Genomic DNA, 13,184 nt, shown 5'->3' with positions numbered 1-13,184 from the left:
CTCCGTGCTCACCCACTGTCCCCGGCGGGGACACACCATGCGTAACCGCGGGTGAGGATGCAGCGCAGAGCATAGAGGACAAGTGGAAAAAAGCAGACTTCCTCCGTGCTCACCCACTGTCCCCGGCGGGGACACACCATGCGTAACCGCGGGTGATGCCCGAAGGGTGAACCCGTGGAGAGAGAAGCCCTCCCATCCTCCGACACCGGCGGTGTCGAACAACATCCACACTTGTTACTCTCCCTCAACGCTTGTAGTGCGACGCTTCCTGCGTCGGATAGTAGTACTGTCTCTTGTCCACGGGTTCTCCCTCGCTCCGCTCGGGCATCACCCGCGGTTAAGCATGGTGCGCCTCCGCCGGAGGCGTGGGATTTGCGGAAACAACTGTCTCCACCGGAGGCGTGAGCGATCCTGCTCTACCACAGTCGAGACTAACTACAACTCTTTGTTAGATATAAAACGGTTCTTTGTTTTTCACTCGTTCATAGACTTCGGCCAATTCTGTTGCAGCTTTTTTCCATGAAAAGTCCTTCAAGCGCTGAGTTTGTCTCGTAAGCAGCAAAGTGCGTTGTGCGGAATCAGAGAAAAGAAGTTCCAGCTGATCATCTAAATTCGACCCCGTCTCGTCCATATCAAAATAGATAGCAGCATCTTGGGCTATCTCTGGAAAACAACTTTTTCGGTTCAACACAACGGGGCAGCCAGCCATGTATGCTTCCAAAATGGGAATGCCAAAACCTTCGTAGATGGAGGGAAAGATAAAGCACTCGGCATGATGATAGAGCGTGAGGAGTTGCTCATCGGTGGCATGGAAATGTACTATGCGATCGGCAATTCCGAGCTCTTGGAAAAATTCCAACTCTTTTTGAGAGAATGGTGCTTCCGTACACACTAATTTCAAATCCTGATGGCGCTGCAAGAAATATTGGAGATGGCGGACCATGGGGCAAAAATTCTTGTAGGCGGTCCGATGCCCCACAAAAAGAAGATATTTGAAATCGAAAAGAGGTGTTTTGTTGTATGCAACCTCTTCGGGTGCACCGTGGTAGATTACGGTGATGCGCTGCTCAGGAACGTGCAATAAATCCACCAGATCCCGTTTGGTATTTTCCGATACTGCGATGATATGAGCGGCGTGCTTCACGAGTTCGCGCTTACGAGCAATTTGCATATCTCCCTTCTTAAAGAACAACTCGGGAATCATATCGTGGACGGTGAGTACAAAAGGTTTTCCATGAAGATGCTTCATGAAATACATATCGAAAAAGGTGGGGTGGAAAACATCATAGCGGCCTTCTTCCAAGCACTGTATGGCGTAGTTCCGATTGATACCCAGCGATGTTTGTTGAGGAAACAAGCTGGCAAAGAGCTTAAAGAGGTCGTGCTTCAGAGGAAACTTGCGGTGGCAGATGAAATTGTTCTTCGTGAGGTGGCACGGACGTAGTCCTTCAACAAGGTGCTTGCTGCAAAGGTGAATATTATCGCTTTCGCGAATGGCTATCTCTGCCTGAATGTTTTCGGGCATATTTGCCAGTAGGTTTGCAAAGCAGTTGGACACTCCGCCAAGTTTCTGAATGTAAAAAGCTTGATAATCAAAGAGTACGTTCATTGTTTCTTTACTCTGAAAGCAGAAAAAAATGGGTCCTCTTGCCATCAAAGACAAGAGGACCATAAAAAATATTAAGCTTCAGCCTCGGACACTGTAGGCTCTTCAGCTGCTTTGCGAGTGGTGCGGCGAGCAGATGTGGCAGAAGACGTTGCGCGACGGCGCTTCGATTTCTCCTCAACAGGCTTTTCAATCTTCACACCAGCCAATTCGAGATCTACGAGGATACGACCACAGTATTCACAAACGATTACCTTCTTGTGCATACGAATGTCGAGTTGGCGCTGGGGCGGAATCTTATTGAAGCAACCACCACAAGCATCGCGCTGTACGTAGACAATACCCAAACCATTGCGGCTATTCTTGCGGATACGCTTGAACGCCCCTAAAAGACGCGGCTCAATGAGAAGTTCGAGAGATTTTGACTTCTCGCGGAGTTTTTCTTCCTCGGCCTTAGTTTCTGTTACAATATCTTCAAGTTCCGTACGCTTTGCCGTCAGGTCTTCCATACGTTCGCTGATGATTGCATTGCTGGATTCCATAGAGGCGTGGCGTTCCTCAATGGTCTTTTTTGCTTCATTGATTTTCTTTTCTTGCAACTGCACTTCAAGTTCTTGAAACTCTATTTCTTTGTTGAGCATATCGAACTCTCGATTATTCTTCACCGAGTCGAGCTGTTGCTTGTAGCGAGCAATAGCCTCTTGAGCAGCTTTAATTTTTTCGTGTCGTTCAGCAATATCTGCCTTAAAAGCTTCAACGTCTTCCTCTTGCTTCTTGATACGTGTCTTCAAACCCTCAACTTCATCTTCGAGGTCTTGTACTTCTAAGGGAAGTTCACCGCGCAGTGTCTTGATTTTGTCAATCTCCGACAGCGTGGTTTGCAACTGATACAGATTCTTCAGCTTCTGCTCTACGGGCAGTTCAGCGGGATCAATTTTCTTCGCCATAATTGTATATTTATATTAATGTATTCCTATTATATATATTGTATCGGATTGGTTGTGTTGGTCGTTTCCAATAGTTCGAGCGTTGGAAATGCCTGTTGGAGCAATCGACGGAGCAATTCAACCGTGAATTGTTCGCTCTGATAATGTCCCATAACTCCTATCCAGAGTTGCTCATCATGACCGAAATACTGATGATAGTGCATTTCTCCTGTCAAGAACACATCGGCCTCACGCGCTATTGCAGTATCCAAAAGGAAATCTCCCGCACCGCCACACAGCGCAATACGTTTCACCATACGTTCGGGACCTCTATTTGCTTGTAAGCAGTCGATACCAAAGGTTTTCTTTACGCGATGCAAAAAATCCTTCGGAGCTTCAGCCTCTGGAAGTTCTGCAATTACTCCGCTCCCTCCTTCGCCCACAGGCTGCAAAAAAGAAACATTTTGTAGCCCCAGTTTTTCAGCTATCATCCAGTTCACGCCCCCCGCAGCATTGTCGAGATTGGTGTGAGCAGAATAGATAGCGACATCGTGCTTTATAGCTAAGCGCACGCAACGCTGAACCATATCACTATCCGAAACGCATTTCACGCCACGGAATAAAAGCGGATGATGGCTCACTATGAGTTGGCAGCCTTTTTCGGCAGCTTCTAAAACAACGTCTTCAGTGACGTCTAGACACAATAAGACCCTTGACACTTCCGCCTCTGTTAATCCAATCTGCAAGCCAGCGTTATCGTAGCTTTCTTGCAGCGGCAGGGGCGCGAACTTTTCAAGGGCCTCGGCTACTTGCTTTATTTTCATATTCTGCTTGCAAAAATACAATTTTCTTTTTATTCTTACACCTTTTCTGCCATCAAGAATGACTTTTGCCGCTAAATGTCGCAGAGTTGTCTGCTAACTCTTCTCCTTCTCTTTATCTCCTGCCCTTATTCCTCAACAAATCGAACATTTCACACGCTTTTTTCGAGCATCCTACTAAGGTCGTCCTTCATTCCGCCTATTTTGCAAGCTCCGGTTTACGTTTCAAACATTTACTTTTCTATCAAAAAGGACTCTTTTATCAACTTATCATACGTTTTCGTTACGTCTGCCTTACAATACATGCAATAAAAGTATAAAAATAAGCAAAAAGACACATTAGCACTTGCATACTTCGGAGAAAGTTTCTACCTTTGCATTGTCAAACGAGAAAGGAAGTGACACAGGGCTATAAAAAGTGCAACCTTTCGAGTTGACTGCACACAAAAAGATGGTGTTAGTAATTGATTAGGTATTAAAAACGTGTGTATGTTTCATAGGTTTTACCTTTTGATAAAAGGTTTGTAGTTTAGGTAACAAGTTAGATGTAGACTCGAAAATGAGTCGTGATTGAAGCTCCTGTGTGCTTCAATTCACTAAGAAGAAGGGCGGAAGCCCTTTTTTTTATGAGCAAAAAGAGAAAGGACTATTAGATAAGCAAAAAGAAGAAGAAAAGATATTTAACAAAGGGGATTGTTTTTTGAGATAAAAGAAAAAGGAGAATCTTTTTCAGCATTCTCAGAGAGACTCATTATAACACATCAACTCCCCTACTCCTATAAAACCAGAACAGGCGTCTTCTCACGAAGGCCCCTGTTAGGCGAAAAGTGACAAAGTCACCTTTACAATGTAGTTATCCTAAAAAACTTTTACCAAGAAATAAACTTTCAAATTTCGTTGACCATCTCATTGAGACTACTTTCCTCCATCAGCAGCCTTACAAGCTCTTTTGCTGAGGATTTCACATAGCTGTCGCGCAACCAATGAACACAACCTTCCATCACATTGCCTTGAACATCTATCGGAATTGATACCAAAGACCGATCCCCACGGATAGTTTCTTCTGAGAGTACTGTAACGAACTGTGAATTTCGCACTAATTGCAGAATAGCAGGAACGGTATTCAGCACGGCTCGTACATGATACGTTATATCCGTCTTACTCAGAATCGCCTCAAATAGATCTCGTGCTTGCATTCCATGGGTCACCAAGACCATATCGAATGGCAGTAAATCTTTCAAGGAAACCGTCTTTTTATTCGCCAAAGGATGGTAGCGGTTGACGATGGCCGAGAGCTTACGTTTAAAAAGCGTTTTACTCTCTAAATTTGGATACACTCGTTCTGGCTTAAAAGCCAACGCCAAATCAATTTGGCGATTACACAAGCGCTCCATCAGATGGTCCGTCTTCTTGTAGTGAATGTCGAGCTTTACTCCTGGATACAATTTCATAAACTTTGCAAGCACTATGGCCAACATTGATCCGAAACTGTATGACACTCCCACGCGGAGCACACCTGCTTTGAGGTTTTGTATGTCGGAGATGTGATCGACGCAAACTTCTGCATCTTGCACAGTCTTCGCAGCATAAGGCAACATTTCTACGCCCATTTCTGTCAGTTTCACACCTCGACTCGTTCGGTCGAAGAGCTGTACTCCCAACTCATTTTCCAACTGGCGAATTTGCTGAGATAATGTGCTCTGGGTGATACAGAGGTCTTTGGCTGCCTCTGACACACTGAGACGTTCTGCCACCTTTATGAAATACCGTAATTGGCGTAATTCCATCTTCTCTTAGTCCTCATGCACATCAAAATAGCGAAACGATGCTCCATGAATGGAGCGATGACGCATTTCTGTGCGAAAAAAGTGGAGGGCATTGCAAACCACAAATGTCGTTACTATAACGGCGACCGAGATACCAACAATAGCATTTGCCATAACGTTACCTTCATTTTTCTGGTTGCAAAAGTACGCCACGCTGCAAGCTCCACAAGTGTTTTTACAATCTTTTTATCTATATCTGCTATCGTCAAAATCGATAGCTAAATAAAACAAAGTGCGGACATTGCAAGTTCTTTTTGAATTTCCCTGCAAAGTCCGCCCTCTCTTATACACGAAATTATTCGTAAATCTCTTTCAACTTTGCAGCTAGCTCTTCTCCGTGAAGATTAGCAGCTACAATTTTTCCATCAGGACCCACTAGCAACGTAGCAGGTATAGCATTGATTCCATAGGTGCGCCCTGCAAGCGTATCCCAGTACTTCAAATCAGAGAGATGATGCCAATTCAGCCCTTTGCGCTGAATTGCTCCCACCCAATTCTTATGGTCGCGGTCGAAGCTCAGACCAACAATATCAAAACCTTTTGCGTGATACTTATCATAAAGAGCTTTCACCTGGGGCATTTCACGCATACAAGGTCCACACCAACTAGCCCAAAAATCAATCAACACATAATTGCCTCTACCTACATACTCGGAAAGCTTATGCTGAACACCAGTAGTATCGGCCAACTCAATGTCGGTGAACATCACGCCTGGTTGCTGACGTTTCCAGCCTTCAACACTCGCGCGCAAACGCTTGAGCATTCCCACATTCATAAAAGCGGCATTAGAATCGGCATATCGAATGATGTCTGCCTTGTCCATGTCGTTGTAATGAGAACTGATGAAATAAGCAGGGAAAATGGACTGCATATTCTCATCACATATCTTTTTCAAATCAGCAGTCATGCCCGCGATGGCTTTCTCATAAGCACTTTCAAGTTGCTGCTGCATAGATTCGGGCATTTCTTTCCCTTCTCGCTGATACTTGCGCACTTCTCCTAACACTTTCTGAAACGCGTCGGTGTGAGGCTTTAACTGCAATATAGCAGCAGAGAGCTTTTCGTTCTCACTCGTACCTGCTATAACATTTTTTACCAAATCAGCAGTTACATTCCCGTCCAAAATAACGGGAACTGAATACTCTCCATCCTTAGCAAAAAGCATAGCGAAGAGTTTTCCCTGTGCATCGCCTGAAAAACTAAAGCGCCCATCCTTGACCACCGCACTATCTGGCTTTTGATCATTCTGCGACTCGAAGTTGTAGAGGTACACCTTCTTGAGTTCCTTAGGAACTTGTCCCGTAACAGAATACTTCTGTGCAAAGCTCGGCACGGCTAAAAGCGCAAGTGCCAACGCTGCTATTTTTTTCATATTGATCAGTTTGAATATTACTTTTTGCAAAGATAACGTTTTTTGCTACATACCCACAGCTTTTATCTTTTTTTATGTGCAGTGATTCCAAAAGAAATACACATAAAGCTAAGAAACGTAAAACGCCCACCCCCGAGCAACTATACTCTAAAAAAACAGATACAACCTATCTTGTCTACTTACGTCCTTATTATCTCAAAAACACGTTCTATAGTCATATATATAATACAAGGACGAGGATGGAAATGTATTTGAACAATTTTAGGTTGTAACTATCTCCTTTTTTAGAAAATGATTCCTGCAAAAAGAAGGAGCAAGGAGGGGCTTCTGCCCACAGTAAATGTTTGCAGCCTCACTCCTTCCTCAAACATCACAAAAAGACCTCGAACAAGAATCATAAACATCTGTTTTACAATATCATAAAGGGGAGCAAAAATACAATAAGGCTGTCAGCTGATAGCCTTATTGCGTCAGCTGGCTTCCTTATTGTATCAGCTGACACAATAAGGATATTTTTAGCCCGCTTTAAGAGCTTCTAAAACCACCCTAAAATAGGCGTTTCTCTCTCCCGTTTTCCAATGCGCATCCTTATTGCATCTTAACGGAAGAGGAACTAAAAAACTTTGCTTTCGTTTGGGAAAATCGGCAATAATTATCTAACTTCGCCACAAATATAATAAAACACCATTTCGACTATGGATAGAAGCGATAGCATTGTTATCATACCCACATACAATGAGAAAGAAAACATTGAAAAGATAATCCGAGCCGTTCTTGGCCTCGGCCCACACGCGTTTAACATCCTCGTCATCGACGATGGTTCGCCCGATGGCACTGCCGCCATTGTGAAACGCCTCATGGAAGATGAGTTCAAGAACCGTCTCTTTATCATAGAGCGCCGTGGCAAACTCGGACTGGGAACTGCCTATATTGCAGGCTTCAAATGGGCTATCGAACAGAAGTACGACTATATTTTTGAGATGGATGCCGACTTCAGCCATGACCCGAAGGACCTGCCGCGGCTCTACGAAGCTTGCGCAACGGATGGTGCAGATGTAGCCATAGGTTCGCGCTATGTGAGTGGTGTCAATGTTGTCAACTGGCCGATGGGACGCGTGCTCATGAGCTACTACGCTTCTAAATATGTACGTACCGTCTTGGGCGTAAAGCTTCACGACACAACAGCGGGATTCAAATGCTATCGCCGCCAGGTGCTCGAAGCCATCGATCTCGATGCCATCCGCTTCAAGGGCTATGCTTTCCAAATAGAGATGAAATTCACGGCTTATAAGTTAGGCTTCAAAATCAAGGAGGTGCCTGTCATCTTCGTCAACCGCCGCGAAGGCACAAGCAAGATGAGTGGCGGCATCTTTGGCGAGGCACTCTTCGGCGTTATGCGCCTGCGCTGGGCAGCAATGACCGGACAAATTAAGCCGAGAAAGAAATAAGCAGAATGCCCCGCCAATGGGGCGTTTTGTGGTTTTTAATGATTGCTACAGTTGTGATAAGCAATCGTCACACTCTTTTTATCTTATAACAGAACTATGCACAAAAGAATTCAAATAAAGAATGCTATCATTGTTAACGAGGGCCGACAGTTTGTCGGTTCTCTTTTGATAGATAACAACCAAATAGGTCAGATTTTGGAGGGGAAAGACGCCGTTCCAGATGAGCCTCCCATGGAAGTGGTAAATGCTGATGGGTGCTACCTGCTTCCAGGTGTCATTGATGAACACGTACATTTCCGCGATCCAGGTCTGACGGAGAAAGCCGACTTCGAAACGGAGAGCTACGCTGCCGCGGCAGGAGGCGTGACAACTGTTTTTGATATGCCCAATACGCTCCCCACCACCACAACCCTCGAAGCTTTCAGCGAAAAATACGACATGGCAGCCACAAAGAGTCATGTCAATTTCGGGCTTTATTTCGGAGCAACGCTCAACAACTATGAACTATTGCCACAACTCAAGTGGCGCAGCATTACTGGCGTGAAACTCTTCATGGGAGCTTCCACGGGAAATATGCTCGTCGACGACAAAACGGTTCTCCGCTACATCTTCGAAAAAACTCCTACACTTTTGATGGTGCACTGCGAGGATACGCCCACTATTGCTGCCAACATGAAGAAGTATAAAGAGAAATACGGAGCAGATCCCGACATACGCTATCACGGACTCATCCGGTCTGCCGAAGCGTGCTACAAATCCACAGCTGAAGCAGTGGCTCTGGCACGGAAATACGGAACACGACTCCATGTGGCTCACATTTCCACCGCTCGCGAACTGGAACTCTTCAGCCCTACCAATCCGAAAATCACAGCGGAAGTATGTGTGCCGCATCTGCTCTTTTGCGATGAAGATTATATCCGATTAGGCAGCCGCATCAAGTGTAACCCATCCATCAAAACACGCGCCGATCGCGATGCACTGCGCCGTGCGCTCAACGATGGCACTATTTCAACCATCGCCACCGACCATGCTCCCCACCATATGAGGGACAAAGTGGGTGGAGCAGCACGTGCCACCTCGGGAATGCCCATGATACAATTTTCCTTACCAGCCATGCTCGGGCTCACCAATGAGGGTGTGCTCAGCATCGAGCGCCTTGTGGAACTCATGTGCCATAATCCAGCCAAGATTTATCAGGTGGAAAATCGCGGTTTCTTGCGCGAAGGCTACAAGGCCGACCTCGTATTGGTGCGTCCCAATAGCCCGTGGACACTTACCCCGAATCAGATTCGCAGCAAGTGCAATTGGAGTCCGTTGGAAGGCCATACCTTCCGTTGGCGTATTGAGAAAACATATTGCAACGGAGACCTTATATATAATAAAGGACACCTCGTGGACGAAAATCTCCACGGATTGCCCGTTAGCTTCTCCCGATGACTAAAGAACTGAAATACTACGCTCATACACTGGCCGAAGTTATCAACTGGCCGTTCTTCTTCAACGCCTGGAACCTCCAACCTCGCTTTGCTGGCGTGGCGACCATTCACAACTGCCCAGCTTGCCGACAAGAATGGATCAATAGCTTCCCTGAAGAGGATAAGGCAGCAGCCAAAGAAGCCTCAAAACTATTCGATGACGCCACCCGCATGATCAACCGTCTCGACCTCACGCACAAAGGTTTTGCCTGCTTCGGACTCTATCCAGCTTGGTCAGAGGAAGAGGATATTATCGTGGAGGATTCTCGAGGACGATGGAGTATTCCTTTCCTTAGGCAGCAGCATGTTCAGCACGCTGGAGACCCTCACTTGTGTTTGGCCGATTTCATTCGCCCTCGCGAACTCTACATCAAGGATGATATAGCTTCAGTAATGGGCATCTTCTGCGTCTCTTTTCATCGCTCCGATGGTCAAGTGGAGTCGTTTGCTGACGATTATGAGCGTATGCTATACCAAACGGTCTGCGACCGACTGGCCGAAGCCACGGCCGAACTGATGCACCGTGATGTGCGCCGCATCTATTGGGGTTATGCTCCCGACGAACAGCTCACACACGAACAAATATGGAATGATGAATACCAAGGCATACGTCCGGCTGTGGGTTATCCGCAAATACCGGATCAGTCCATTATCTTCTTGCTCGATGAGATTCTGAACTTTGGACGCATCGGTATCCAACTCACCGAAACGGGCATGATGCTGCCGCACGCCTCGGCGTGCGGACTGCTCTTCGGCCACCCTAGCACATACTATTTTGGGATTGGACGCATTGGCGAAGATCAGTTCCAAGACTATGCGCGCCGCCGCAATCTCCCTATTCCACAACTACGCAAATTCTTATCACGCAATCTCGAATGATAGCTCGTATTCTTATATTGCTCATAGCCCTACTGACTTTGCCAGCTTGGGGTATAGACCGCCTCGTTTTTCGCAACAAATGGCCGCGCTGGGTACGCTTGCTCTTTGCGCTTCCCCATCTGCTCTTACTCTTGGCTCTAACATTCATGGCCATCAATGAGAGCTATACCATGACAGCTGATGCCGTGAAAGGTTTTCTGCTTTCCGCCACTCTCTGCCTTGTTGTGCCCGAAACGCTCACCGCCTTATTGTTGCTCATCGGTCGAATAGGGAGAAAGCAGAATATCTTTCGACGTAGCATGACCGTTAGCGCGTACCTTGTCGGAGCATTCAGTTTCATACTTATGCTCTATAGTTTCACACTGGGGTATAAGCGCATACAAACGAAACAATTTACGTTTACTCATTCTTCCATTCCATCACAATTCAAAGGCTACCGCATCGCGCTGATCTCCGATCTCCATCTCGGCACTCTCCGCCACCATCAAGATGTGGTGCAGCAAATCGTCGACAGCATCAATGCGCAACAACCGGACTTGATTGTCTTCGCGGGCGACTTGGTGAACTATCACGTTCGAGAGATAGAGCCTTTCCGCAACATCCTCAGCCAGCTCAAGGCGCGGGATGGCGTAGTGAGCGTTATGGGGAATCATGACTATCTGACTTATTTCCATTGGAACAGCTCTGCCGAGCGCCTCGCCGCTGTTCGTCAGCTCCAACAAGAGGAACGCAATATGGGCTGGAGGCTCCTGCTCAACGAGAATCTTATTCTTCACCGCGGCAACGATTCTATTGCCGTTATCGGATTGGAAAATCACGGGAACCGCCCAAGCTTTCCCCGCCGTGCGAAACTACAGCAAGCACGCAAAAATATTTCGCCCAAATGTTTCCAACTCCTGCTGCAACATGATCCCAGCTATTGGGATGCACAGATTCTACCACATACTGACATTCCGCTCATGTTCTCTGGTCACACCCACGCCATGCAGTTTCAGATTGGCAAATGGTCGCCCGCAGCATGGTTCTATCCACAGTGGAGCGGCCTCTACCAACAAGGCAATCAAGCCCTTCTTGTTTGCCCTGGCGTAGGTGAAGTGCTCCTCCCTTTCCGCTTTGGCGCGTGGCCCGAAATAGACATTATTACATTAGCACATTGACACATTAGCACATTAACACATTCCCCCGATGTATCGCATTTACCAACTCCTCATCGTTCTACCCCTCGGCATTCTTGCCACAATCCTAACCGCACTCGCCACCAGCATTGGTTGCATGGTAGGCAATGCCCACTTCTGGGGCTACTATCCTGCAATGCTTTGGGGGCGCTTCATCTGCCGACTCCTGCTGCTCCCCGTCCGCGTCACTGGTCGAGAATATCTTAAAAACGGCCAGAGCTATGTTTTTGTGGCCAACCACCAAGGCCCGTTCGACATCTTCCTCGTTTATGGTTTCTTGAACCGCAACTTCAAATGGATGATGAAAAAGGCGCTCCGCCAACTTCCTCTCATTGGCTACGCCTGCCAGAAAGCCCACCACATCTTCGTTGACAAATCTGGACCAAGTAAAATCAAAGAGACCTACGACCACGCTCGCCAAACGCTACAAGGTGGCACCTCACTCGTTGTCTTCCCCGAAGGAGCGCGCACCTTCACGGGACACATGGGTATCTTCCGCAAAGGAGCATTCCAACTGGCTGATGAACTCCAATTGCCCATCGTTCCCATTACCATCAATGGTTCGTTTGATGTACTCCGCCGTCAGGACGGCTTCAACTTTGTGAAGCACCATCCGTTAGAACTCATCATCCACGCACCCATCTATCCCTCAGGAAAAGGCACGCAGGACATCCGAACTACCATGGAGGAAGCTTATCAAACTATCATGAACGACCTTCCCGCCCAATATCAAGGTTATGTTCGCAATGATGATCAATAACAATTTTTACCATTGAGAAAAAGAACAATCGCAAAAAAGTTCACAGAAGTCTTGCACATTCCAAAACTTTGTAATACTTTTGCACTCGCATTCCAAAAGGAACGCACACTAATAACATGGTGCCCATAGTTCAGTTGGTTAGAGCGTCAGATTGTGGTTCTGAATGTCGTGGGTTCGAATCCCACTGGGCACCCAAAGAAAACAAGCGGAAATCTCTTATAAATAAAGAGTTTCCGCTTTTTCTTTTCTCTTACTCACATAGTAGAAGTTTCTATAAGCAGCTTCTAAATATTACAAGTAATACAAAAATGTTTTAGCACAAAACTTTTAAAGCTAAAAACAAGGCACTACAATAAAGCTACATTTATATCCACTGACGAAGAGATACGCAAAAAGCCGCCTACACTCGTGTGTAGACGGCTCAAAGAATTCTTTTTCCTTGAAATATACCGAACTTTAGAACGATGCGGCATTTAAGTCCTTTTTTATCTGCTCAATGCAGGAGGACAAACGTTCGTAAGTCTTCTCACCAGCAGTTTTCACTCCGCTGGTGTATTGGCGCATCAGCGAGGGATTGATACCTGCACGTTTAGCAATGTCTGACACGTTGAGAAAACTGAAATAATTAAAGAACGATCGTAAATCGTATTTGTATTCAAAAGATAATTCGCAAAACCTTTTATCATCAGGATAAATCTCACGACACTCTTCCACCGCTCTTAGAAAATCCGCCTTTGCTTCCGCAACGGTATTACCGTCTCCATCGATAAGGGCATAATCTCCTATGGCTGTTTCGCTGTAGCAGGAGTAGGTGTTATCTTCTCCATATTCAACCGTTACTAAAATCTTCTTTGCCATATCTCTGATTTCATTCGTTTACACAAATACAGAGTTCT

General features: G+C 46.2%; 11 protein-coding genes and 1 tRNA gene. 6 read left to right on the top strand and 6 right to left on the bottom strand.

The window, feature by feature from the left end; translation table 11 throughout:
• Positions 1-448: 448 nt before the first annotated feature.
• From ACO4R2_RS09055 to ACO4R2_RS09035, 5 genes are all read right to left on the bottom strand, one after another.
• Entirely contained in the window at positions 449-1,609 is a 1,161-nt protein-coding gene (locus ACO4R2_RS09055; protein ID WP_484769963.1) for a glycosyltransferase family 4 protein, read from the bottom strand.
• Between the two features lie 71 nt (positions 1,610-1,680).
• Positions 1,681-2,553, bottom strand: coding sequence for a zinc ribbon domain-containing protein (locus ACO4R2_RS09050; RefSeq protein WP_484769962.1), 873 nt, complete (start codon positions 2,551-2,553; stop codon positions 1,681-1,683).
• A gap of 29 nt (positions 2,554-2,582) precedes the next feature.
• Positions 2,583-3,356 carry a Nif3-like dinuclear metal center hexameric protein gene (locus ACO4R2_RS09045; protein WP_484769961.1) on the bottom strand — a complete coding sequence of 258 codons (774 nt, stop codon included), beginning with the start codon at positions 3,354-3,356 and terminating at the stop codon, positions 2,583-2,585.
• Positions 3,357-4,240: 884 nt separating this feature from the next.
• The gene (locus ACO4R2_RS09040; protein ID WP_484769960.1) at positions 4,241-5,140 is read right to left on the bottom strand and encodes a LysR family transcriptional regulator; all 900 of its coding nucleotides are present in this window, start codon (positions 5,138-5,140) and stop codon (positions 4,241-4,243) included.
• Between the two features lie 334 nt (positions 5,141-5,474).
• Positions 5,475-6,551, bottom strand: a complete 1,077-nt coding sequence (locus ACO4R2_RS09035) for a redoxin family protein (RefSeq protein ID WP_311491218.1) — start codon at positions 6,549-6,551, stop codon at positions 5,475-5,477.
• Positions 6,552-7,246: 695 nt separating this feature from the next.
• Here ACO4R2_RS09035 and ACO4R2_RS09030 point away from each other — a divergent pair.
• From ACO4R2_RS09030 to ACO4R2_RS09005, 6 genes are all read left to right on the top strand, one after another.
• A complete protein-coding gene (locus tag ACO4R2_RS09030; protein ID WP_311491217.1) occupies positions 7,247-7,999 on the top strand; it encodes a glycosyltransferase in 753 nt (250 codons plus the stop codon).
• Positions 8,000-8,095: 96 nt separating this feature from the next.
• Positions 8,096-9,436 carry a dihydroorotase gene (locus ACO4R2_RS09025; RefSeq protein ID WP_484769959.1) on the top strand — a complete coding sequence of 447 codons (1,341 nt, stop codon included), beginning with the start codon at positions 8,096-8,098 and terminating at the stop codon, positions 9,434-9,436.
• Complete coding sequence (locus ACO4R2_RS09020; RefSeq protein WP_484769958.1) at positions 9,433-10,353, top strand: vitamin B12 dependent-methionine synthase activation domain-containing protein; 921 nt, start codon at positions 9,433-9,435, stop codon at positions 10,351-10,353. Before ACO4R2_RS09025 ends, ACO4R2_RS09020 begins: the two co-directional genes overlap by 4 nt.
• Entirely contained in the window at positions 10,350-11,510 is a 1,161-nt protein-coding gene (locus tag ACO4R2_RS09015) for a metallophosphoesterase (protein WP_484769957.1), read from the top strand. The genes ACO4R2_RS09020 and ACO4R2_RS09015 overlap by 4 nt, the downstream gene beginning before the upstream one ends.
• 19 nt (positions 11,511-11,529) lie before the next feature.
• The gene (locus ACO4R2_RS09010) at positions 11,530-12,288 is read left to right on the top strand and encodes a lysophospholipid acyltransferase family protein (RefSeq protein WP_484769969.1); all 759 of its coding nucleotides are present in this window, start codon (positions 11,530-11,532) and stop codon (positions 12,286-12,288) included.
• A gap of 119 nt (positions 12,289-12,407) precedes the next feature.
• Positions 12,408-12,481 (top strand) — tRNA-His (locus ACO4R2_RS09005).
• A gap of 263 nt (positions 12,482-12,744) precedes the next feature.
• On the opposite strand, the gene ACO4R2_RS09000 is transcribed toward ACO4R2_RS09005, so the two are convergent.
• Positions 12,745-13,146, bottom strand: a complete 402-nt coding sequence (locus ACO4R2_RS09000; RefSeq protein WP_484769956.1) for a pilus assembly protein HicB — start codon at positions 13,144-13,146, stop codon at positions 12,745-12,747.
• Between the last annotated feature and the right edge of the window lie 38 nt (positions 13,147-13,184).

The sequence above is a fragment of the Alloprevotella sp. genome, assembly GCF_057240785.1.
The sequence above is the reverse complement of the archived record's forward strand: the minus strand, read 5'-3'. Positions and strand labels throughout refer to the sequence as shown.